The sequence below is a fragment of the Nocardia glycosmidis genome, assembly GCF_052545115.1.
On record NZ_JBQWRH010000012.1, the window covers coordinates 190,387 to 213,930 of the forward strand.

General features: G+C 65.5%; 20 protein-coding genes and 1 tRNA gene. 13 read left to right on the forward strand and 8 right to left on the reverse strand.

All coding sequences use genetic code 11. The features are described 5' to 3' along the window. Positions 1–21: 21 nt before the first annotated feature. Positions 22–606: a histidine phosphatase family protein gene (locus ACT86A_RS17235; protein WP_445093158.1), complete on the reverse strand. Its 585-nt coding sequence runs from the start codon at positions 604–606 to the stop codon at positions 22–24. Positions 607–719: 113 nt separating this feature from the next. Here ACT86A_RS17235 and ACT86A_RS17240 point away from each other — a divergent pair, with 113 nt between their 5' ends. Genes ACT86A_RS17240 through ACT86A_RS17255 form a run of 4 tightly spaced genes read left to right on the forward strand, consistent with a single transcriptional unit; the run spans position 720 to position 5,070 of the window. Next, positions 720–1,328, forward strand: a complete 609-nt coding sequence (locus tag ACT86A_RS17240) for a hypothetical protein (RefSeq protein ID WP_445093159.1) — start codon at positions 720–722, stop codon at positions 1,326–1,328. 12 nt (positions 1,329–1,340) lie between these two features. Continuing rightward, positions 1,341–2,774 (forward strand): pyruvate, phosphate dikinase, encoded by a 1,434-nt coding sequence (locus ACT86A_RS17245; protein WP_445093160.1) that lies wholly within the window; start codon positions 1,341–1,343, stop codon positions 2,772–2,774. Continuing rightward, positions 2,771–4,315: an AMP-binding protein gene (locus tag ACT86A_RS17250; protein ID WP_445093161.1), complete on the forward strand. Its 1,545-nt coding sequence runs from the start codon at positions 2,771–2,773 to the stop codon at positions 4,313–4,315. The genes ACT86A_RS17245 and ACT86A_RS17250 overlap by 4 nt, the downstream gene beginning before the upstream one ends. Further along, positions 4,312–5,070, forward strand: coding sequence for an SDR family NAD(P)-dependent oxidoreductase (locus ACT86A_RS17255; RefSeq protein WP_445093162.1), 759 nt, complete (start codon positions 4,312–4,314; stop codon positions 5,068–5,070). Before ACT86A_RS17250 ends, ACT86A_RS17255 begins: the two co-directional genes overlap by 4 nt. Before the next feature lie 87 nt (positions 5,071–5,157). On the opposite strand, the gene ACT86A_RS17260 is transcribed toward ACT86A_RS17255, so the two are convergent. Beyond that, on the reverse strand, positions 5,158–6,789 hold the full coding sequence (locus ACT86A_RS17260) for a PEP-utilizing enzyme (protein ID WP_445093163.1): 1,632 nt from the start codon (positions 6,787–6,789) through the stop codon (positions 5,158–5,160). Between the two features lie 266 nt (positions 6,790–7,055). Here ACT86A_RS17260 and ACT86A_RS17265 point away from each other — a divergent pair, with 266 nt between their 5' ends. From ACT86A_RS17265 to ACT86A_RS17280, 4 genes are all read left to right on the forward strand, one after another. Beyond that, on the forward strand, positions 7,056–7,571 hold the full coding sequence (locus ACT86A_RS17265) for a MarR family winged helix-turn-helix transcriptional regulator (protein ID WP_445093164.1): 516 nt from the start codon (positions 7,056–7,058) through the stop codon (positions 7,569–7,571). A 17-nt stretch (positions 7,572–7,588) separates the two neighbouring features. Next, positions 7,589–7,918: a hypothetical protein gene (locus ACT86A_RS17270; protein ID WP_445093165.1), complete on the forward strand. Its 330-nt coding sequence runs from the start codon at positions 7,589–7,591 to the stop codon at positions 7,916–7,918. 199 nt (positions 7,919–8,117) lie between these two features. After that, positions 8,118–9,155, forward strand: coding sequence for a porin PorA family protein (locus ACT86A_RS17275; RefSeq protein ID WP_445093166.1), 1,038 nt, complete (start codon positions 8,118–8,120; stop codon positions 9,153–9,155). Between the two features lie 690 nt (positions 9,156–9,845). Further along, the gene (locus ACT86A_RS17280; protein ID WP_445093167.1) at positions 9,846–10,679 is read left to right on the forward strand and encodes an SDR family NAD(P)-dependent oxidoreductase; all 834 of its coding nucleotides are present in this window, start codon (positions 9,846–9,848) and stop codon (positions 10,677–10,679) included. A 70-nt stretch (positions 10,680–10,749) separates the two neighbouring features. Here ACT86A_RS17280 and ACT86A_RS17285 read toward each other — a convergent pair whose 3' ends face one another. Together ACT86A_RS17285 and ACT86A_RS17290 are read right to left on the reverse strand one after the other, a co-directional pair. Further along, positions 10,750–11,856, reverse strand: coding sequence for an Rv3169 family protein (locus tag ACT86A_RS17285; protein ID WP_445093168.1), 1,107 nt, complete (start codon positions 11,854–11,856; stop codon positions 10,750–10,752). Next, on the reverse strand, positions 11,853–13,247 hold the full coding sequence (locus ACT86A_RS17290) for a phosphotransferase family protein (RefSeq protein ID WP_445093169.1): 1,395 nt from the start codon (positions 13,245–13,247) through the stop codon (positions 11,853–11,855). Before ACT86A_RS17290 ends, ACT86A_RS17285 begins: the two co-directional genes overlap by 4 nt. Positions 13,248–13,624: 377 nt before the next feature. Here ACT86A_RS17290 and ACT86A_RS17295 point away from each other — a divergent pair, with 377 nt between their 5' ends. The 3 genes from ACT86A_RS17295 (at position 13,625) to ACT86A_RS17305 (ending at position 16,098) form a co-directional block, all read left to right on the forward strand. After that, positions 13,625–14,329, forward strand: coding sequence for a histidine phosphatase family protein (locus ACT86A_RS17295; protein ID WP_445093170.1), 705 nt, complete (start codon positions 13,625–13,627; stop codon positions 14,327–14,329). A 452-nt stretch (positions 14,330–14,781) separates the two neighbouring features. Beyond that, positions 14,782–15,540, forward strand: coding sequence for a histidine phosphatase family protein (locus ACT86A_RS17300; RefSeq protein ID WP_445093171.1), 759 nt, complete (start codon positions 14,782–14,784; stop codon positions 15,538–15,540). A gap of 135 nt (positions 15,541–15,675) precedes the next feature. Further along, a complete protein-coding gene (locus tag ACT86A_RS17305) occupies positions 15,676–16,098 on the forward strand; it encodes a roadblock/LC7 domain-containing protein (RefSeq protein ID WP_445093172.1) in 423 nt (140 codons plus the stop codon). 184 nt (positions 16,099–16,282) lie between these two features. Here ACT86A_RS17305 and ACT86A_RS17310 read toward each other — a convergent pair whose 3' ends face one another. Then, a complete protein-coding gene (locus ACT86A_RS17310; RefSeq protein WP_445093173.1) occupies positions 16,283–19,063 on the reverse strand; it encodes an AAA domain-containing protein in 2,781 nt (926 codons plus the stop codon). Between the two features lie 303 nt (positions 19,064–19,366). Next, positions 19,367–19,443 (reverse strand) — tRNA-Ala (locus ACT86A_RS17315). Positions 19,444–20,114: 671 nt separating this feature from the next. On the opposite strand from ACT86A_RS17315, the gene ACT86A_RS17320 reads away from it, so the two are divergent. Beyond that, positions 20,115–20,702, forward strand: coding sequence for a hypothetical protein (locus ACT86A_RS17320; protein ID WP_445093174.1), 588 nt, complete (start codon positions 20,115–20,117; stop codon positions 20,700–20,702). After that, positions 20,699–21,133, forward strand: coding sequence for a hypothetical protein (locus ACT86A_RS17325; RefSeq protein WP_445093175.1), 435 nt, complete (start codon positions 20,699–20,701; stop codon positions 21,131–21,133). The genes ACT86A_RS17320 and ACT86A_RS17325 overlap by 4 nt, the downstream gene beginning before the upstream one ends. Here the strand turns inward: ACT86A_RS17325 and ACT86A_RS17330 are convergent. Then, a complete protein-coding gene (locus ACT86A_RS17330; protein WP_445093176.1) occupies positions 21,108–22,511 on the reverse strand; it encodes a cytochrome P450 in 1,404 nt (467 codons plus the stop codon). The genes ACT86A_RS17325 and ACT86A_RS17330 overlap by 26 nt on opposite strands. Beyond that, complete coding sequence (locus ACT86A_RS17335; protein WP_445093177.1) at positions 22,508–23,404, reverse strand: DUF6545 domain-containing protein; 897 nt, start codon at positions 23,402–23,404, stop codon at positions 22,508–22,510. Before ACT86A_RS17335 ends, ACT86A_RS17330 begins: the two co-directional genes overlap by 4 nt. Positions 23,405–23,544 lie beyond the last annotated feature (140 nt).

Here is a 23,544-nt window from a genome sequence, read left to right on the forward strand (position 1 = left end):
GCTGGCCGATTTAGTCTATTACTAGACTATATGACCCCGAGGCAGCCCGTGAGCAACTTCGTTGAGACCGAGCAGATTCCAGTTCGCGCCGGACCGGGCAAAGTGATGCATCGAGACGTAGCCGGGTTCGAACATCCGGAGCCGGTCGGGTACGCCGAGCACCTGACACGTCCACGCATTCACGACCCCGCCGTGACACACAGCGAGCACCCGCTGACCCGCATGCGATCCCGACAGCCGCTCCATCGTCGCCACGATCCGGCCACAGAATTCCGCGCGAGTCAGACCCCAGGGGCTCAGGTCGCCGGCCCGGTAACGTTGCCACCGGTCATCGTCGGGATTGTCGTAGTGCACATAGTCCGACCCGTAGTCGAATTCCGCGAGACCTTCATCCACGATCACGGGGAGCCCCAGCGCCCCGGCGACCACCTCCGCCGTCTGAGCCGCCCGCAACTGGGGTGATGCATAGACCGCGTCGAAACCCCTTGCGCAGGCGTACGGCACCACCGCCCGCACTTGCGTGAACCCCTCCGGGGAAAGGCCGGGATCCATCCGGTCGCCGTCGCCGCGCACGGGCAGGCCGTGGCGCATCAAGGTCAGCAGCACGCAGGACTCCTTGTGGACATGTGATCGGGCTCTCAGCTAAGCTCCAATTAGTCTATCACTAGACGATCGAAGACTAGATTAAGTTCGACGAGAGAGAAGGAGGGGGGAACTCCGTGACCCACGAGTTCGCCATCCTGCAAGCCGCCCGTCTCAAGGGGCGCTTGTCCCCCCAGCTCGCCGCCGATTCCTGCGGCATCGCCGCCGAGACCGCCGAGGCCGAAATCGCAGCCCTGCGAACGGCCGGCTACCTCAAGGGTGAGCCCAATGTACGCCTCACGCCCGAGGGGCGGGAGCGGCTGTCCGCCCTGGTGGAAGCCGAGCGCTCCGGGGTCGACCAGCAGGCGCTCACCGCGTTGTACGAGGAGTTCGACCGGCACAACACCGCCCTCAAACAAATCGTCAGCGACTGGCAGATGAAGGACGGCGCCCCCAACGACCACACCGACAAGTCCTACGACAGCGGAGTGATCGAGCGGCTGGCGGGTCTCGACTGCGACTTCCAGCCCCTCGTGGCACGGATCGCGCAGCTCGCGCCACGCCTCGCCCGGTACGCGGACCGCTTCGGCCACGCGATCGAGCAGATCCGCGGCGGTGACACCAGCTATGTCGCCCGGCCCATCGCGGACAGCTATCACACGGTGTGGTTCGAGTTCCACGAGGAGCTGATCGGCCTGCTCGGCCGGACCCGTGCGGAAGAAGCGGCCGCCGGCCGTGCTGTCTAGGAGGAATGTGCAATGACGCTCATCTGGCTGGGCGACAGCCCCGATCTGGATCCGGTGCTCGTCGGCGGTAAGGCCCGCAGCATCAACCGGATGCGTTCACTCGGGATGCCGGTCCCGCCCGGGTTCGTCCTCACCACCCAGTTCTGCTCCGAGGTCAATACCAACCGCGGCCGGCTGACCGATCCGGCGCTGGACTGTCTCAAACGCGGCATCGCACTACTCGAAACCGATCTGGAGCGCCGGCTCGGCAGCACCGAGCAGCCACTGCTGGTTTCGGTACGCTCCGGTGGCGCGAAGAGTATGCCCGGGATGATGGACACCGTTCTCAACCTGGGCATGAACGATGCCGTGGAAAAGCGACTCGCCGAGGTCACCGGTGACCCGGCCTTCGCCGCCGATACCCACCGGAGGTTCCAGGAACAGTTCGAGCGCGTAGTCGGCGTGGCCGCCACCGGCGACCCGTGGGAGGACCTGGTGCTCGCCGCCGAGGCGGTTTTCGCCTCCTGGAACTCTCCGCGCGCGCGGGCATACCGCAACCACCACGGGATCGGTCACGACGGTGGCACCGCCGTGACCGTACAGGGAATGGTCTTCGGTAACTACGACGACAACTCCGGGACCGGCGTGCTCTTCACCCGAAACCCGCTGACGGGTGATCCGCAGCCGTACGGCGAATGGCTCCCGCGCGGCCAAGGAGAGGACGTGGTTTCCGGCCGGTTCGATGCATTGCACCTGCGGGAACTGGCCGATCAACTGCCCGGCGTACATGCCCAGCTGCTGGAAGCCGCGGCTGTTCTGGAACAGCACGGCCGCGACGTCCAGGACATCGAATTCACAGTCGAAGCCGGCCGGCTGTGGCTGCTGCAAACCCGCGCCGCCAAGCGCTCGCCGCAGGCCGCCGTCCGGATCGCTGTGCACCTCGCCGATCAAAGGATCATCGACCGAGCCGAGGCCGTGGAGCTGGTCACCGACGCGCAGATGACCGCGGCGCTGGCACCCCATGTCGACCCGGTCGCCCGCGAAACGGCCGAACTGCTGGTCAGTGGGCTGCCCGCGTGCCCCGGGGTGGCGACCGGCCGCGTCGTCACGTCCTGTGAAGAGGCCGAGGACCTCGCGGACGAAGGTGTCGAGGTCATCCTTGCGCGACCCACCACCGATCCCGACGATGTCAGCGGCATGGTGGTGTCGGTCGCCGTCATCACCGAGATCGGCGGATCCACCAGCCACGCCGCCGTGGTCAGCCGGGAACTCGGCACCCCCTGCGTCGTCGGCTGCGGCCAGGGGACACTCGAGGCTCTCAACGGGCGAATCGTCACCGTCGACGGCACGAACGGCGAGGTATTCGCCGGCCGGCTCCCGCTGGCCGACGTACACGGTGCCGAGCGGGAGGCGGTCGAACAGCTGCGGGAGTGGGCCGCGGGATCCGCTGTGCGGGTGGCGCAGTGACGTTCGCCGCAGTACTCGCCCGCTCCAGACCCGGCGAGATCGGCGTCCGTGATACCACCAGCGCGTTCACCTGGGAACAGGTGGACGAATGGTTACGTCCCACCGTCAACGCCCTTCAGGCGCTGGACCTCGGGCCCGCCGGACGGGTGGCGGTCCTCGCCTGGAATTCGGCGCAGACCTTGCTCGGATACGTCGCGTGCACGCTCGCCGGTGCCTCCGCGGTCGCGGTCAACTCGCATCTCACGGTGCCGGAAACGGCCTACATCCTGGAGGATTCGGGGGCCCGAGCGGTGTTGTGCGACGACCGGACCGCGGGGGTCGCCTGCGCGGCCGCCCGCGCCGCCGGGATCACCACCGTCGTCGCGTGGGGAGAAAGACCCCTGCCCGACGGCGTGACGGCGTGGCACGACTGGGCACTCGACACCGGCGAGCCACGCACCGATCTGGCGCCTCGCCGGACCCTGGTCTACACCTCCGGTACCACCGGCAGACCCAAAGGTGTCGAGTTGCCGTACACCTCCTGGGTCGGCGGCGACACCATCGACGTACATCTGCAGCGCCTCACCGAGAACCGGATGATTCCCTTCGGCCGCCATCTCGTCGTGGGACCGATGTACCACTCCGGTCCGCTGACCTCCACCCGACTGCTGGCCGGTGGCGCGCCGGTCACCGTGCTCGGCAAGTTCGACGCACAGACGCTGTTACAGGTGATCGAGCGGGACCGGATCGGCTCATCCATCATGGTTCCCACTCATTTCCAGCGGTTGCTCGCGCTGCCGGAAGAGATACGGGCCGCGGCCGATCTCTCCTCGCTCCGGTATGTACTCCAAGTGGGCGCCAAATGTCCCGCACCCGTCAAACGCGCCATGATCGACTGGTTCGGGCCGATCGTCTGGGAAAGCTACGGCGCCAGCGAGGTCGGCACCACCTGCATGATCAGCGCCGCCGAATGGCTGGAAAGACCCGGTTCGGTCGGCCGGGCGGTACCACCGTTCGAGGCATATATCCGCGGCGACGACGGCACACCGGCAACACCGGACACCGAGGGCCCACTATGGTTCCGCGACACCAGCGGGCACGGCATCACCTACATCACCGGCGCCCGCAGCGGCACCGATTTCACCCTCGGTGAGATCGGCCGGATGGACGCCGACGGATACGTTTGGATCACCGACCGCCAGTCGGACATGGTGGTCTCCGGCGGTGTCAACATCTACCCCGCCGAAGTGGAGAGCGCCCTGATCCAGAACCCGGCGATCGGCGACGTAGCCTGTTTCGGCCTCCCGGACGAGGAGATGGGCGAGACGCTCGTCGCCCTCGTGGTGGCCGCCGACCCCGGACATCCACCGACCCGCGCCGAGATCGAGCAGCACGGACGATCCCTGCTGGCGGGCTACAAGATTCCCAAGCGTATGTATCTCGTCGACGCCCTGCCCCGCACCGCGGTCGGCAAATTGGACAAACGCGCCATGAAAGCGATACCGGCCGACGGCACGGTCGCCATCACCCCTCTCGACCCGGAAGTGAGCACAGCACGATGACCACCGAAACACCCGTCGCCGTCGTCACCGGAGCAGGGCGCGGTATCGGCGCAGCCATCGCCCGGCGGCTCCACCGCGATGGCTACCACGTGGTCGTCGCCGACCTGGACAGCGCAGCGGCCGAGCATGTTGCCGACGAGGTCCACGGGACGGCCGCCCCGCTGGATATCACCGATAACGTCGCAGCCGCTCGGCTGTCGGCCTCGCTGCCCCGGGTGGACGTCCTGGTCAACAACGCGGGAATCTTTCCGCCGGACCCGATCGCCACGGTCGCACCGGACCGGTTCCGGAAGGTGATGGACGTGAACGTCACCGGGACGCTGATCATGACCCAGGCATTCGTCCCGCAGCTGACTGCGGCACCGGACGCGGCGGTGGTCAATGTCGCTTCGATCGCGGCGAAGGTACCGACCCCCGGCACCGCCGCGTACTCGCCGTCGAAGGCCGCGGTGGTGGCGCTGACGAAGCTGTGCGCGGTGGAACTGGCCGAGTTCGGTATCCGGGTCAATGCCGTCGCCCCCGGCGGCGTGCTCACCGAGGGTACGGCGAATGTGTCCGCCGACGAGGAACGGGAGGCGCGGTTCAACGCCGTGATTCCGCTGGGCCGCCGCGGCCGGCCCGAGGATATCGCCGACGCCGTGCCGTTCTTCCTAGGTGCGGACTCCCGGTACGTGACCGGACAGGTCCTCTATGTCGACGGTGGTCTCACCGAGGCAACCATCAACTTTCTGCGGGCCGCACAGAGTCCACGCTGATTCCGAGCGGAACCGGTTCTCCGGATTCCGGACTCGGTACCGGCGGGCGAGCACACTGTCGTGCTCGCCCGTTGTTTTTTGTCTCCGTCAGGCCGTCGCGGTCCGAGCGGCCGCCCCGCGCCGCAGCACCCGCACTGTGTTCCCGGCGCCGTCGACCCGGATATGGTCGCCGTCGCGTAGGACCCTGGTGCCGCTCTCGGTGCCGATCACATACGGAATGCCCAGTTCCCGGGCTACGACCGCGCCGTGACTGGCCGATCCGCCGATATCGATCACCAGCGCTTCCGCCAGCGCCATCAGCGGCGCCCAGCTGGGGTCGGTGAACCGGCAGACCAGAATGTCGCCCGGATCGAGGTCGACATCCTGCACCGGATCCACAACGACCCGGGCCCGGCCTTCCACCACACCACCGCCACTCGCGGCGCCGGTCAGTTCCGTGGCCACGTCCCTGTCTATATCCGGGTCGACGACGATCAGTTCCGGCATACCATGAAAGGACAGCGGCAAAACCATCGCCTTGTATTCGGCCCGGGTCGCCTTGCGCGCGTCGACCACGGCCTGCGGGTCGGCCAGGTCACCCGCGGCGAGCTGCCGACACTCCTCGATCGTGAAGAAGAAGATGTCGTCGGCCGCCTGCAACCGGCCGAGGCGAACCTGCTCGGCGCCGAATTTCCTGGCTGCCCAGCGGCATTCGTCTATGGCCATGAGGTAGGCGGCCTTACCGACCTGCAAGGTGCGCACGATATTGCGCATCCGGCGAAGCAGCCAGCGCACGCCGGCCCGTTTGATCGCGGGTGTGGCAGCCAGGACTGTCCGCTCGGCCTCCTGCCCGGCAGCCTGGGCCCGCGCGGCGCGGTCGGCGGGCCGTTCCCGATCCGCCGACGCACGAGCCAGCGCGCGGATGGGTGCCGGGTTCTCCCGCCACACCGTGGTGTAGGGGTTGCCTTCGTTGGGGCCGTGATATCCCCAGATACTCAGGAATTCCTCCTCGGACAACTGCCCACGGCCCAGCCGCCACAGGTCGTCCGCCATGCGGGTTTCGTTGACGTCTCCGACGCCGGATAGCAAAGCCGTGGCGAGCGCTGGATCGCCCGCGGCCGCCGCGGCACCGGCTACCGCGCTCTGTCCCCCTTGGAACATGAAGCGCACCACGCAGTGCACCGAGAAGACCCTGATGAAATCCTCTCGGGCGGCCACCAGCAGGTCGATCGGTCGCTGCCCGGTGTCGACGGCCTCGCCCCGGTACACGGTGCTCAGCCACTTGTCGTACATCCGGTCGTGCAATTTCCGCAGCCGCTTGCCGGTCCGCAGCAGGGCCCACGGCGCCTTCACCATCAGCACCGGCAAGCGCGCGTAACTGGTCGGGAACTGCGGGGCATCGGCGCGGACACTGCCCATCAGGTCTCGCTCGAAATCGTCGGCACTGACCCCTGGCAGGGCCGCCATGATCTGCTTGATCGCATCGACGTTGAGGGCCTGCCTGCCGTAGAAGCACGACAGCCCCCGTTCGTTCACATCCGGGGATACAACGACCTTCTTCCGCGGGATCACGCCGAATGCGGACATCGAGTAGAGCCAGCCCAACTCGGCCGATCCCTCCCAGACACTCCAGCACATCGGGGTCATCACCTCGGGGCATGCCTCACCCAGATTGGTACTGGTCCAGTACCGGTCCGGCTCCGATGTCCCCCGGATGGGATCGCTGACGATGGTTGACACGACGCATCTCCTTGCTCAGGCGCGGTGCGCCTCGGTCGCTGCTCGTTGAACGGCCGGAACCGTGGTACCGCTGTGGTCCACGACTCCATCGACATGGCCTGTGACATGCGCCACCATTAAACTCTATGAAGCGACTATTGTGAAGTAGATGACCCCTCCTGCCTGGCGATTACCGTTCGAACTAACAGCCATAGCGTGGTTATATATATATTGGCAAATAATCGTCTAGTAGACTTTCAGTGGTCTTACCAACAGAGGAGGCCGGCGTGACGAGCACCCACAGGACGCCTGACACCATCACCGACCCGGTCGACTGGGCGCGGCACTATTGGGAGCAGCAAGGCCTGGACGGCGACGAGCAGCGGTTCCTCGCCCTCACCTCGCTGCTGCGCTACCAGCGGATCGTCGCGGACTGCGTGGACACGGAGTTGCGCGGCCACGGCTTGAACATGACCGACTATCTACTCCTCATGACCCTGCAGCTTTCCGAAACCGGCACCCGCCTGATCTCCAGCCTCGCGCGGAATCTGCTGGTACACGCGACAACCGCCACCCTGGCCACCGACCGCCTGGAGGGCAGGGGCATGTTGCAACGTAGCCCGCATCCGACCGATCGGCGAGCCACCTGCGTCACCATCACCGACCTCGGACGAGAAACCGCGAACAAGGCCACACGCGGCCTCACCGCAGTTGATTTCGGCATGCGCGGCAGCACCGCCGACGACGTGGCGCAGCTTCGCGCGGCACTCACCGCCATGCGCCAGTCCGCCGGCGACGCCTGAAATCCGAAGGAATATCCATGCCCCGCCACATCCTGCTGGTCCACTCCGCTCCGGTAGGCAACCGCGACGACGAGTACAACACCTGGTACGACAGCATCCACCTACCGGACGTACTACAAGTGGACGGTTTCGTCGCGGCCCGCCGCTTCGTCGCATCGCCCAGCGTGCACGGCGAGCTGCCCGCACTGCCCTATCTGGCGATCTACGAGATCGAGACCGACGACCTGCCCACCGCACTGGCCGCCCTGTCAGCCGCCGCCAAGAACATGAAACTCCATCCGGCTTTCGACAGGTCCACTCAGCAGACTTTCGCCTTCAGCGAGCTGGAAACCGCAGCACATAGCTAGTTCGCTACAGCGTTTTTCGCCGAATTCCCTTGTTCTATCACTAAATAGTCGATGATTAGATACCGTGTGTTCCGTCACACGACCCCGCCGACCCACACTCCGGGACCCGCCTCGTGGCGCTCATCCACATTCGGCCGGCGGTCCGTCTGCGCACTCCGCTCGGTTGAGTTGCGCCATCGATAATCAAGGGAGTTCATCGATGTCTGTTCGAAAATCCTCAGTGGTGTGGTCGCTACTGGGGATCTTGCTCATCGTCGGTGCGGTAATCATCAGATTCGCTGTGTTACCGGCATTGACGAAACTGCCCGACGATCTCAGTCAGTCACAAAAATACGAAGGAACGATGCAGGCGGTCGACCCGCGGGCCTTCGCGGCCGGCGATCTGGCCCATCTGCTCACGCCGGAGATGCCGATCACGGCCGACCGTTCCTTGACCGTGGACGCGGTCGACGGCGATAGCGCGATCATCACCAGCAAAGCCGTGCTCGCCCTGCCGGATGGCTCGACCCAGAACGACGTGCACACCTACGCCGTCAACCGGGTCGACTACTCGCCGGTTCAGCTCGATGCGGATCAGCGCAGCGCACTGGTGCCGGCGGACAAACAGGCCACGTTCGAATCGCACTCGGGCCTGGCCTTCAGCTGGCCTATGGATCCGCCGCGCGACGGCACCGCACTCTACGATTCGGTGACTCGCACAGCCCAGCCCGCGACCTTCGTCGGCGAATCCGAGCTGCAGGGTCGCGCGGTTTACAACTACCGGATCGACGCCGCGGGCCCGATCACCAGTCCCACCGTTACGGCCCAGTTCAAGGACTTCCCCGCACAATTGCCCAAGGCGATCCTCGGCGGACTGCTGCAGGCCGGTCTGGTCCCCGAACGGTCCAGGTCCGCTCTCACCGCCGCGCTGCCGGCCATGCCGGACACGGTCCCGATCTCTTTCGGGAGCACGAACGCGATCGACGCCGCCGTGGACGCGGAGTTCGGCGCACCGCTGCGGGTCAGCCAAAGCCAGGGCATGTACGTGACAGCCACCGTGGACGGCCGGGATCTGCCCGTCCTCCCGCTCTCGCTGGTGCGGCTGCACACCGCGGACTCCGAGGTGACCGCCGCGGCCGACACCATGGCGAAGAACTCGACCATGCTGTCGCTGCTCAGGCTGTGGCTGCCCCTGGTAATGGCCGTGATCGGTATCGGACTGCTGGTTCTGGGTATCGTGCGCCGCCGGGCAGACTGAGTGACATCGGATACGCAGCGGGGCCGGTCCCCTCGACAGAGGGGACCGGCCCCGTGCTCGCGCAGCACCGTGCGTTGGCGTTCGAGCAGCTCCGCGTCGCTCAACGAGGTGAGGGCGGGGCGTTCGGCCCGGAGTTTCTCCGCCAGCTGCCGGTGGACCTCGAGATCCGGCCGGCTCGTCTCGGACATGATCCGGCCGATGGTGGCGAGGATCCGCTGGGCGTATTCCGGCTTGTCGTCGTCGGGATGCGGGACATAGGGCGGCGCGGCCGTGTCACCGAGGTACGTGCGATCCATCAGGTCCGGGCTGGCGCCGGGCATACGCGCGCCGAAGGTTCGCGAATGGGACAGATTCAGATACACGTACCCGTGCACCAAGCCTTGGATATCGAGCGTATCCGGCCGGAACTCCGCCGGATCGAAGGCACCGAACTCCACCAGCGCCTGTTTCCACTGCACTTCGTTCGGCGGGCCGCCGATCATCGTCCAGAACAGGGGCGTTGCTACCGTTCCGGCTACTTCGCCCACGTTCGCCCGGGTATAGACCGGCCATCGCGTGCTCAGTTCATTGTCCCCGACCCACGGCTGTGTGATGTCGACCAAGACCAGCTCCTCTGCGTATCGAGCGCCGAACACGGTTGACCATAACAGATATCCCGACTATTGATTTATAGACCTTTAGGAGGTACGCATGACCGACCCGTTCCGGCTCGACGGCAAGACCGCGCTGGTCACCGGGGGTACCAAGGGTATCGGGCTGGCGATCGCCCAGTTGTTCCGCGCGCGTGGCGCGACGGTCGTCGTCTGCGGACGCAGCCCGGAATCCGGCGCGGCCGTCGCCGCGCAGCACGATCTCGACTTCCAGCGCGCCGACGTCACCGACGAGGACCAGGTAAGGGCGTTGATCGCCCGGTGCGAAACCGCGCACGGCGGGCTGGACGTGCTGGTGAACAACGCCGGTCCCACCGACCTACTGCACACCCGCGACGTCGACGGACCGATCGGCGAGATCGGCGTACAGGCGTGGCGACAGCTGCTGGAGCGCACATTGACCTGCAGTTACCTGGTTACCCATCACGCTCTGGACGCGCTGGGGCGGGCGGGCTCGGGCTCGGTGATCAATATTTCCTCGATCGCCGCCGCCCAGGCGATGCCGGGCTTCGACGCTTACGCGGCGGGCAAGGCGGGCCTGGAGGCGATGACCCGTTCGGTGGCCATCGGTTACGCCCATCTCGGCGTGCGGTGCAACGCGATCCGGGTCGGCGCCATCGCCGTCGATCATGGTGACAACAACCGGCGGCTGCTCCCCTCTGCCGACACCGCACCCGACGCCTGGCGCCGCGCGGTGCCACCTTCGGCCGGCGCGGCCGAGGATGTCGCCAATGCCGCCCTGTTCCTCGCGGCTCCTGCCGCCGCCTACGTCACCGGGGTTGTGCTCCCGGTGGACGGCGGGCTCGGTGCGCGCTCGCTGATGCCCTGGCAGACGCCCCGGCCCGAGCGGCGCGATATCGGCACCCGAGAGTGAGAAGACTCGGGGGTGGTACGGAACCGGACCGCCCCCGAGTTCCGGGCAAGCCTGTTACCGGGACAAAGTCTCAGGCGAGCCCGTACCGTGGCAGCGCACCGCGGGGCATCACGGTGCAGTACCCGGTAGTCCGAGTGCCGTCGATGGTGACGACGGCGAACTGTTCCCGGTGGCCACTCGGGGTGGGCGCGCCGTCGAGCAGCACCCGTTCCGGCGGGACGAGTTCGTACTCGTCGTACTCGGTGAGCGTGCCGCGGGGGAACCCGAGGCCCCGGCCGTCGGTGTACCCGCCGTCGTAACCGGTTCCGGCATAGGCCCACGGTTGCAGCAGCGGCTCGGCGACGATCTCGACCGACCGCCCGTCGGCCAGCTCGATCCCGAATCGCACGGACTCGTAGGTGCGCGCCCCGGGCACGAAGTGCGGCTCGATATCCACGCTGCTCAGCAGCACGTGGTTTCCGTCCGCGGAAATCGCCTCACCGTCCAGGTAGGTCACCCGGCCCGCCGCGTCCTCACGCCGCGACACGCAGAACGACTCGGTGTCGGTCGCGCAATACAACACGGTGTGCATCATCGGTGCGCTACGGGCCGCGGGATCGGCGACGGAGCGGTCCAGCCCGCCGACCCCGGGCCGCACACCCCACGAGTGATCCCGCACCGCCCACCAGTCCACGACATCGATGCGCTCGTCGCGTAGCCCCAGCCACCCGTTCCAACGGCCGATCTGGTTGTAGCGGGTGATCTCCTGGGTGATCCGCCCGGTGGCGGCGTCGAGATAGTGCTCCTCGACATACGGTTCGAAGGACGCGGTGAATTCCAGATCGGCCGAGAGCGCAGTACTCGCACCCGACCAGCGGACCCGCAGCCTGCGGTACGGTTGCGTCACCTCGACCGACAGGTCACCGACGGTGGAGTTCTCCATATCCTCGGCCAGCGGTCGCGACCACCGCGCGTTGTGCTGCCGCCCTGATCGCTGGATCACGCCGTAGCCGTCGCAGACATGCATGTTCTTGTAGAAGGCCATCCCCGACAGAAAACCGCCGCCGCCGGCGGGATCCACGCCGGAAAACCAGTACCGATCGAAGAACCGATGATCCGAGGTACCGGTGAACCGGAACGGCCACGGCACCTGATGCATCAGTGTTTCGTCGAGCGAATGCAGTGATCGGGTACTCACAACTTCACCTCGAAGGCGTTCTCCAGGCCGGCGAGCAGGAACCGGGGCGCATGCAGGAGCCCGAGGACACCGTCCAGCAGCGACCGCGGCTGCGACAGCAACCGGCCCAGCCCGCGATACGCGCCGACGAACCGCCATGTTTCGTGCCAGACACTGTAGAAGCGCATCCGCTCCTCGTCGGGTCGCTCGCCACCGGCCGCACAGTAGGCCGCCACGAAGTCTTCCCACGGCTGCACCCGGCTGACGTGCGGGCGCACGTAGGCGAGGTCCTGCGCCGCTTCGCCGACGCGGGCGCGTTCCCAGTCCAGCAGCGCGGTGAGGGACCCGTCGTGGACCAGGATGTTGTGAAAGCCGGGGTCACCGTGCAGTAGGACCGGGGTGGCGAGCGTATCCGGCACATGGGCGCGCAGCCACGCGAACAACAGCGCCGGCAACGGCTCCGCGCCGGCACCCGCCGCCCGCGCGGCCGCCGCGACGAGCTGCTCCTGTTCCTCGATCGCCGCCAGTAATTCGGCCGGCGAAGACATGGCGGGTACCGGGGTGGCGGGCAGTCCCGTCAGCTCGATGGCATGGAGCTTGCCCAACGCGCGCGCCAGCTCCAGACCCGCGCTCGCGTCGGTCCCTTCCTCGGGGCCGAAGACGTCACCGAGATTGCCGCCCGCGGCCCGCCGCGACGCGAAGAAGGGCTGCCCGAGCGGGTTCTGCTCGGGTTCGATCCACAGCGGCTCGGCCACATCGGTGCCGCGCTTCCACGCGAATTCGAGCACGTTGTACTCATGAACCAGGGTGTGTGAGTCACGCCCCGGGGTGATCTGCCGGAGCACGATCTCCTCCCGCGTACCCGCGCGGTCGAAGTCCACCAGGATGGTCGTCTTGGAGAACCCGCCGGAGAGCTGGGTGGCGGCCCGTACCGTCACCTCGTCGCCGAAGCGGCTCCGCAGATACTTCTCGATATCGGCCTCGGTGATCTCGGCGCTGGAACTCGTGCCCAGCCAATTCATTGCCACCGATTCACGAGCCGCCTGCTCCGGCGCGGCCGCCGAACCCAGCTCGGGCAGGTCGGTGCCGGCCAGTAGGCGCAGGATCGCGGCCGTATCCACGCTTTCCGCTCCCCCGGCGGCGATCACCGCCGGCGCCTGCTCCGCAACGGCGCGGAAAGGGTCCGCCGGCATATCCGGAACCATGGGTCGCAGCAGCTCGGCGAGCCGCTCCTGGGTGTCGGCGCGACGAATCGGTGTCAGGTCACGCAGGACGGCGCGGTGGAAGAGCACGTCGATCACCCCGAGCACATGTTCCAGGTGCGCCCGGTCACCGGTTCTGCCGTCCAGCTCCACGTCGAGAATGCGGTCCACCGCGTCGATGGTCGCCGCGGCCTCGGTTGCAGGAGACACGAGCGGGCACCTCCCTCCAAAGCCTTCCGGCCACTCGTCGCTAATAGTCTGATATCCAACTATCTATTCCTCAGCAAGTCAACGGAACGGATCGGAATCATGGTGGCGACTGACCTTTCGGAGGTCCTCGGACTTCTGACACTGACCCCGGAGGGCCACGACTGCTTCGTGGGAGGCGAAGGATTCCTGCACCAGCAGGACGGCCGCCTCGTGCGCTCGGTGGCCCAGGAGGGGTTCCTCGGAGGACCACGTAGGGAGCGCCCGGTATCGCCTCGGCCCTTCCTTCCGACCCTCCCCGATCGCCACTCACAATTCTGTCGCTTCCTATACTATTTGTGAATGGAGTTTAATTGTGCGGCAGGATCCGGAGAACGAGCATGAACGCGGCGCTACCCACCCCGGACGACGATGCGCTCCGGACCACGCGAGGCTGGATGGAGCGCGCGCTGCTCGTCGCCGGCCCCCGCACGGAGCTGATCCTGATTCGGCACGGAATGCAGCGGCACAGCCTGGCCGAGGAATCACGGCCGGGCGGGCCGCGCCTGTCGGAGCTGGGCGTACGCCAGGCGCGGGCGGTCGCCGAATATCTCGCCGAGCTCGAGATCGCCGCCCTCTACTGCAGCACCATCACCCGGGCTCACGACACGGCCCGGGCCATTGCCGACCGGCATCCGGCGGGCCTGGTCCCCGACGTGTGGCCAGACCTACGCGAGATCGACGTCTACGGAAAGTCGGAAAACCGTATCCCGCCGGCCGACATCCAGGCCACCGCGGCCGAAGAGTTCCACCGGACCCGCCGCTGGGATGCTTTCCCGAACACCGAGAGCAGCGCAGAGTTCCGCCGGCGCATCCTCGACACCGTCACCGCCATCGCGGATAAGCATCCCGGCGAACGCGTCGCCGTTGTCAGTCACGGTGGCGCGATCAGCTCCCTGCTGTCCGCCGTGCTCGGTATCGAGGAAGACATGTGGGTCTACTCGGCACATACCGGCATCACCCGCCTGCTGCGGGGCGAGGACCGGTGGGCCGTCGGAGCCGTGAACGAAACCCCCCACCTGGACAACGAGTTGCGCTCGTTCTGAGCACGTCCACAGCACGAAGACCTGGACCGAAAGGCGCCCGATGCGAGTCGCCACCGATTACGCCGGAAATCTGCTGGCGGAGGCAGTCGCATCGAGAGTGTGCTCGATCACTGGGAAAGCCCGGGAGACGGCGTGCGCGGATGGCTGCGAGCAGGCGGTTTGCCCGACCACATCAGCGACGCATGGCACGCGCGATTCACCGCTGCGGGAAACGACTGAGCGGAGGTTCCGGATACACTGCGCCGGCACCGTGTCCGTGTCCGGCGAGCGGTATCTCGGCCCGCCCGGGCCCGTTCTGCGGGCACCATTTCGCAGGCCACCGTTGCGCGGGCCCTTCGGCCTCGGCATCCTCCCCCAGCGGGAGCGACGCGGATACCAACATCCAAATATTTTTCTAATACATAATATTCTATTTGTAGACTATTTTCGTTGCTCTCTCTAACCTCCCCACCATGAGAACTGCTCGTCTTCACCGGACACGGACCCTCGTCGGCGCGGCCACCACACTCATGACACTCGTCGCGCTCACCGCATGCGGTTCGGACACCACCGGCTCCGGCACCACCGCGACAACCACCGGCACGGAGCGCGTACCGGCAACGATCACCATCACGTTGATGCGCCATGCCGAATCCGCGGGCAACGCATCCGGACTCATCGACACTTCGACACCCGGCCCCGAACTGACCCCCAAGGGCCGCGCCGAAGCACAGGCCGCAGCCGAGGCTCAGGGCCACAAGGATTTCGACGGGGTATTCGCGTCGACGATGGTGCGGACACAGCAGACCGCGAGCTACATGGCCGCCGCCGTAGCGGAACCGGTCGAGGTACTCGCCGGTCTACGCGAGATCGAGGCCGGCCGGTTCGAAGGACAACCCGAGTCCGCCGCCCAGTCCGGCTATCTGCAGGCTCCCCTCGCTTGGATCCAAGGTCGCCGCGACGAACGGATTCCCGGCTCGATCGACGGCAACGAATTCGACCATCGCTTCGACGTTGCCATCCAGCAGATCTACGACAGCGGAGACACCCACCCGATCGCCTTCGCCCACGGCGGTTCCATCATGATCTGGACCCTGATGAACGTCAAAAATCCGGACCCGGACAAGCTGAAGACCGCTCCGCTCAGGAACACCGGCTACGTCACGATCCAGGGAAGCCCCGCTTCCGGATGGTCCCTCATCGATTGGAACGGAACTCCGGTACCGCGGTGACAGGCTGTCTCCGGAGCGCACTGCGCATACGCATCGCCGGCGTTCGGTCCTACCTTTGCGCAAGGCGAGCTCTCCGGGAACTATTCTGTCGCTATTGCGTCATCAGCTTCGCCGCATCGAGCAGGCAGTCAGAGTATGAGCGTCGGCGCCGACCGCCACGACGTCGTACTGCACGATCCCACCCTCGTCGAAGCCCTGCTACAGCGCGCCTGCGACGAGATCGATGATGTGCAGCATGCTGTCATCACCAGCCGTGATGGGCTCGTAGTCGCGGCGAACAAAGAATCCGGCGGCAGTGGCGATGAGGGTGACACCATCGCCCTGCGCGGCTCCGCGATGGCGGCGGCAGCGGTGGGAATCGGAGACCACTTCGCAAGGCTTGTCTCCCAAGGCAAATTGCATTCCGCGACGTTCGAAGCCGACCGTGGCTGCGTGGGAGTGTTCCCGATTACCAGCACCTTGCTGTTGATCGTGACCAGCCAACCCACGGTCACCTTAGGGCGGTTCAGCGCAGCCGCGAAGAAAGTGCTGGCGATTCTCCAGTCCCCCCAGTCATGAACAACCAACCCCCAGGTACCTCCAGGAGCAGGCGGCACCGGATCAGCAGCCACCGACGGCATCTTCCCAGCCGAAGCGACGACCCTTGGGACTCGGATCCGGCACCCACCGGTCGCCTTTGGGCGAGATGAATCCTTCCGCCTCGCCAGGGCGGCCCGGACCCGGTGTGCGGCCGCGTTCGCGTTCAGTGCCGCCGATCGAGGAACCTGCGGACCTCGGCGGCTTCGCCGCTTCCAGTGGTCGGCAGGCGCAACAGCGGAAAGGCATAGCGACGGCAGATCTCGTTCTTCAACGCGTCGCGGGCGAGCTGCTTCGGGTTAGCTTCATGGGTGCTGTGGCCGTCCACTTCGATGGCGCACACGTTCGCGTTGGTGATCCGGTTGTAGATGACGAAATCGAACGACGCTCGGCGCCGGACGAACTCGCGGTGCTGATCATCGAGCCGGTCCAGACCGCGCGGGAACACATGCTGCAGCGAAACCTGTAGGTGTATAGCCAGATGGCTGTAATGGGGTTCAGCGAGCACCGCCTCCAGCAGTGTGAGTGCGATGTCCTCCGACGGAAACTCGGTACGCCCCCAGCCGATATGCGGGTGTGAGCGCTGCCGCTCCCTGCGGTCGGTGTACAGCAGATCGAAGATCGACACCACATCGCTGTCGACGACGGCGTTGTCCGGATCTCGGTATCGGATGTAGCCGATCAGATCGCGCAGATGTCGACTCTTCGGTAGCTCTGACGGGTGGGTGACCAGGATGAACAAGCGCATCGCCCGGGATACGGCCACATTGATCAATTTCGGATCGTCGGCGAACTCCAGAGCTGCCCGGCTGCTCAGCGTGTCGTCCAGCACCGTGGTCATGACGACCGCGTCCTTTTCCCTCCCTTGGAATTTGTGCACGGTATCGGATTCGATGGAATCGATCAGGGCGTCGGTCACCTTGTCGGCCTGACGGCGATACGGAGTAGTCACCCCGACCTCGTGTGGCTGGATATCGGCGGATATCCAGGGGAGGACCTCATGCTGGATCACGTCGATCTCGCGCTCGTTGCTGCGTCCCTTCGACTTCGAGTCGTCGTCGCCGTAGATATGGCGCATGTGATTGCCGGGGGCGGTCCGCACCACTGTCATCGGAGCGAACTTCGTTGCGCTGCGCGTATAGGGAATCAGCTTGCCGCCGTAGAACTTTCGATTGCAGAACTCGATGATGTCCGGATCGCATCGATAGTGTTCACGCAGCATCACCCGGGGCACCTGATTGCTGTAGCGATCGATGATCGAGGACAGGACGCTGCGCCGGTAGTCGAAGACCGGATCGGGCGCCGGAGGCGCATCGGTCAGGACCTTCGTGACCGGCGGGAGCTGTTCCAGATCACCGACGACGATGAGGTTCCGCGCACATGCCAGGACCGGGCCCACTGTCACCAGATCCACCTGTGATGCTTCGTCGATGATCAGATAGTCCAGGAGGGCCGAACGTCCGATGCTGTCCTGGAGCGAATGGCAGGTGCTCAGGATGAGCGGGTAGTCGTGGGTGAACTGCCCGAACTTCTGCCGATACCGTGAGTTGTAGACCGTGCGGGACATCGGGGCATACCTGGCGCGCAGTGCGTCATGGAGCAGCTGCCTGGACAGCTGCTCCTGGTCGGCCGACAGTACGTCGAACTTCTTGCCCGCCAACGTTTTGCTCAGCTGCTCGACTTGTTGCTCGAGTACAGCGATCTTCTTCTCGTAGTAGAGGCGCTCGATCCGCAACACGACGTCGATGTCGCCGGCATCGACCTTGCGAAGCGCCCGGTACTTGAAGTAGCGATTCATTATGTCGACCATCCGACCCAAGCCACCGTCGCGGATCCAGCGCGGATCGGTGTCATCGATGAAATCGAGCAGTTTGCCCGCACTGTAGCGACGCAACAGCGGTAGGTTGTCGACGTTCGGTACCTCGCCGCGGTCGAAGAACGACTGAAAGTGCCTTTGCTCCAACAGATATCCGTGCAACTGATGCCGTAGCTCGGCGCGGCGGCGATCCTGCTCCCGCAGCGCGGCGAGACGCCGATTCACCTTGCTGAGCTGGTCCGCGGCATCCAGGACAGGTGCCGAACCGGCGCGCAACATCGCATCGACCGCAGTGTTGCGTGGTCCCTGCCCGGCAAAGAACTCCTCCCGCTTCACGGCGCGCCCCAGATTGGCCGCCACCATCCCGAAGCCTTCCTTGGTCAGCTTCTCGAAAACGTTGTCGACGGCGGAGTTGCTGAACGACACCACCCCCACCGTCGCGCCGGGCCGGCAGATCACCGAGGCGATGATGTTGAGGATCGTCTGCGTCTTCCCGGTTCCGGGCGGGCCGTCGATCACCGAGATCGGATACCGCAACGCATTGAGCACCGCCTCGCTCTGGCTGATGTTGGTGCGGAACGGGTATACCGGCAGCGGTATCTCGTCGTCCGGCCGGGGCTCGATCGGTGCCTGCTCGAGAATCCGGGTCAACGCACTTTCGGGGTGAATGAAATCCAGGCGCTTGTGGTTTCGGAGCAGTACGCCGGAATCACCGGTGAGTTCCTCCGCTACCGTGCGCCAGTACGTCAGCACATCCCGGGAGCGGGGCGCGATGACGGCATTCGACAGCACCTCCACCCGATCCGCGACGTAGGCGTTCCATCCGCCCGTTCTGTTCAGCACATGCCACCACGATCCGACCTCCGGCGGGCCGGTGAACAGGTAGGCATCGGTCGCGTCCGCCGAGGATCCGTCGACGAAAAGCAGCGCGCGCGAACCCAAGGACACCGACGCAGCCCGGTCGAGGATCGTCACTCGCTCCCACCCGAACGGGTAGTCCTTAGACCCGCCGAACCGCACCCGGACCCGGTCCGGTCGTGGTTCGTATTCGCTGACCTCCAAGGTCCTGTCCTCCGGGACCCAGTCCTCCTTCCGGCGGATGACGACCGCAACAACCCGTGGATCAAGCATCGGACCCCCTCGCCTCCGCACGGCAGCGCGCCACGTCTGGTTTCGGGCCGTTCCGGCTACAGCCGGTGGCTCGACGTCGGCACAGCGAAAAGGCTACCTACTTCGGCTGAAAACGTCTGCCCAGAAGCAATATTCGTGGCTCGGAGCAGATCTGCGGCGGTAGTCCGGGTAGCCGACCCGCAGAACGAACCCGCCGACCGAAGTGGGGAGTACGCGCTGCGGCTCGAGGCCGACAGTGTCGTTCTCGCTTCCTGTCCGATCGCAAGCCGCTGAAGGCGCACGCAGTCCCGTAGAGTCGCCGGGAGCCATGGAGGCTGGAATCGAACCAGCGACCTCCGACTTGCAGGGGCGGCACTCTACCAACTGAGCTACACCATGGCCGAGGGGGACCGTATCAGTCGAGCCCGATGTCTGCAAGTTTCTGCTGATTACACTGTGCCACAGTGCATCTCGACATCTATTGGATTTCGAAGTACGTGACTGTCCGATGAGATCGGCAGACGCCGACTGACAGGGTTCGGTCGACCCATCGGCCGGTATGTGGTACGCCGCCTGGAGGGAAGTGGACCTCGAGCCGATGGATTCTTCCGAACGGTCAGGACCTCAACGACGTCGTTCAAACCACAACAGTCGTGCACGGTGACGACCTCGAAGGCTGGTCCGAGGCCCGAACCCCCCTTCGGTTCGGGCCTCAGACCAGCGCGGGAGAGATTCCCGGGGTGCGTCCTTGCACTCCGGAATCCGTGTGGTCATGGATCGCCGTGGTGGGCTCCCCGCTCCGTTCGTTGGGGTCAGGTCCCGACGATGTACGCAAATATTGCTAAAATAAATACGAAAGTCAAGTCGCCAATCCGGTGGCCATCGCCGACCGAAGAACGATAACGGATCGCCACCACTGTTCATCTAGGCAGGTTAAGGCCTATCCCGACACGGCAAGTTGGCAACTTTCTGCATGTCGCACTAGAGGACGCTTCCGCTATGATTTCGTACATGTGCGCAAATTTCGGTGCCTCCTATGGATAGGGACACCGCGCGACAGCTAGGGAGAACCGTGGTAGCGCGGCGCGAACAGCTGAACCGCAGTCGCCGCCAGGTCACGCTGATGGGCGGGCCGACCGAGCCGACCCTGCTCAAGATCGAGCGTGGTGAAGCCGGGCGGCTCAGCACCAACACCATGCACAAACTTGACGTGGGTCTGGCGTGGGAGCCGGGGTCAGCCCAGCAGGTGATCGTCGGCGGTGATCCAATTCCGTTGCGGCGCAACGCCAGTATCGAAGTCGCACCCTCATACATCGTCGTACCGGCCGAGACCATCGCCGGACTGGTCGTCGTGGCTCGCGAGATTTCCGAACTTGCGACGCCCAACTCGGCGTTGAACGAGGCCTCTCAACGGCTCGATAAGTGCATACAGCCGCTGTACGCCCGGTACGTCACCCAACTGTTGGAAACCAATCGCCTGCACGGTGGAGCGCTCGGTCCGGTTGTGGCGCTGCTGGGCCCATTCTTGGACCGCCCGGCCCATCCCGACGACGCCGATTGGGAGGACGCACGATATCGACGCTGGCTCGCGGGCATCCATGTCGATATGGATGACGCGACCTGCGCTCGGTTCGAGGCAAGACTGGAGGCCGCCAGATGAGTGGATTGCTGTCCCTGGCCGAACGTATCGACATGCTCTTTCGCGCATTGCACAGCAGCACCGACGCCGAGCCCACCGCGGAGGCCATCGCCGAGGCTCTGCGCGGTTCGAATGTCGAGGTCACCCCGGAGACACTCACGGCCCTACGTTCCGGAGCGCTCGATTGCGCACCGCCACAACTGCTTACGGCGTTGGCGACGCACTTCAGTCAACCGGGCTGGTACCTCACCGGCCCAGCCGACGATGAACAGGTGATCGGGGTCCACGTCCAGCTCAGCTTGCTCCGCGCACTGCGCGATTCCGGCGTCAGCCGGGTGCGTCTGAGGGGTCGGCCCACCAGCTCCGACCGCGAGGCGCTGATCGAAGGCCTGCTCGCACGCGGGGCGCGGAGCAGGCGCGAGACCATCAATCCTGACGGCGAGACATCTTGAGCCGCAAGCCATCCGGTTTGAGCGTGATCGTCTCCTTTACCTTCAGCTCGTAACCAGGATCCGCGGTCAGATCGAAATTGCGCAGGATCGTCGCCAAGACGAGCACGATCTCGTGGTAGGCGAACTGCCGTCCGATGCAGGCGCGCATTCCGACACCGAAGGGCCTATACAGCTCGGGATGGCGTGCGCGGACCCGATCGGGCAGGAAACGGTCCGGATTGAAGGTTTCGGGATCACCACCCCACAGTTCGTGGCGATGCAGCTGCAGCAACACGACGAAAACCCATTCGTTCTTCTCGAACGGATACTGGCCGCCCAGGATCGTGTTCGCGCGTGCCTTGCGGAAGTAGCCCGGGGCCGTGGGCCAAAGTCGCAGCGACTCGTCGACGATGCGCCGTACGTATCGCAACTTGGCGACCTGCTCGACCTCGAGCTCATCACCGGTCCATACCTGGGCGATCTCGGTCCGCGCCTGTTCGGCGATCTCGGGATGGCGCGACAGATAATGCAGCGCGAACGCCATCACTCCCGCCGAGGTTTCATGCCCGGCTGCGAGGAACGTCAGGATCTGATGGCGGATGTTCTTCTCGTCCAGCAGTTCCCCGGTCTCTGGGTCCGCCGCGGTCAGCATCCGGTCCAGCAGATCGCTGTGCTCGCCGGCACCCTCACGGCGCCGGCGCGCGATCACTTCGTCGATCGTCTCGTTCACCATCGCGACATCGGCTCGGTGCTGGGCTCGTTGCTGGCGGAACACCGTACGCTCGATCAGTGGATGCGAGTACGCGGACCTGTTGATGTAGGTCAGCGCACGCAGCATCGCCGAGACTACCGGATGCGGATCAGTACGGATGAAGGACTCGAATTCGTAGCCGAACCCGGTGCGGCCGATCACTTCGAGGGCAACCTTGTTCGTGTCGGAGGGCACATCGACCCACTCGCCGGCCCGCCCGGTCCAATGCTCGACCAGCTCGCCCGCACACCGCTGCATGGCCGCGTGGTAGCCCTTCATTGCCGCCGCGGTGAACGACGGTGCCAGAATCGCGTGCGCCTTCGCCCAGTTCGGCTCGGAGTTGTGCGCGGTGAACAGTCCATCACCCGCCACGCTACGCAGATCCCGGATCGGCACCCCCAGGAACTTCGACCACAACTCATCGTCGTTGATCTCCCGCAACAGGTCCGGATCCGACACATAGGTGACCCGAGCGCCGAAGATGTTGCGCTCGTAGATCCCGCCGAATTTCTGCGCGCCGCGCATTCCCCACTGACTCGAGTCGGTGACATGCAGATCCCACACATCACCGAGTACAGGCAGACGGTAGGGCGGATGCGGTAGCTCCCGATCCTGTGCCCGGATCGGCCTCGGCGTGGTCGTGGTCATCGTGCTCCATCCAGTAGTCCGGCACCGTCCACGTGGGCGGATGCCTCGTCCCAATGCGCGGCTATGCTGCGCAGCGTACGACGTTCGTCAACGATGTCGCGCCCCGGAGCTGAGGCGTGCAAGCGAACATGGCGCCCCGGTGTCGCCCCGGATGTTTTGCGCCGTAACGCCTGCACGATCTGCACGGCCTCCGCCAGAGCCTCGGGCAAATCGTCCGGTGGCTGCTCGGAGTAGCGGCCCAGCACCAGCAGACAGTCGCGAATCTCAACGGTCATGCGATGCAAGCGCCGCTCCGGGCCGACAGCGGGATCCTGCTGCGAGGGGCGCGGGATCTCCGCCGCGCATACCGTCATCAGCGCCATCCACAGCGGCGTCAAGTGCCGCACGGCGCGGGAGGCCGGATCCATACGAAGCCGACGGGCGATCTCCACCATCACCTGTGCCGAGGCGGGAATCGCGCCCAACAGCAGCAGATAGATGAAGTTGCGCTCGTTGGCAGCGAATCGGAAGTCGACGAACGCGCGCCCGATTCCGGTCGCCGCACACACCGCACTGACCAGGATCGAGATGGCTTCCTCGATAGCCCACACGCCGACAACCAGAATCAGAACATATGTCAGGCGATGACTCGGGCGCAGGTCACCGGCACGCACGTCACGGATGCTCGCCCAGGTGATCACGACGCCCGTTGCCGCGCACCACGCCGAGAACAGTGCGAAATACAGCACCGTCTGCCAGCCCTCGGTGCGATCGATGTACTGCCCAAGGTTCCGCGCGTGGGTCCCCGCCGACAACATCACCGCGGCCGACAGGTACACCGCCACCCACACCATCCGACGGGTACGCACCGCGCGGTCGGGCCAGGTCTCCGACCAGGACAACGCTAACAGCACTAGCCTCAATCCCTCACGCCCAATTCCGGCACAAGGTGCCGGAATTGGCGAAAAGGTGCTCTGAACTGCAATAATCCGGCTTGTCTAAGGTCGAATCGCGCAGTTTCAGGAGCACCTTTTCGGTGAGTGAGTCTATGTCG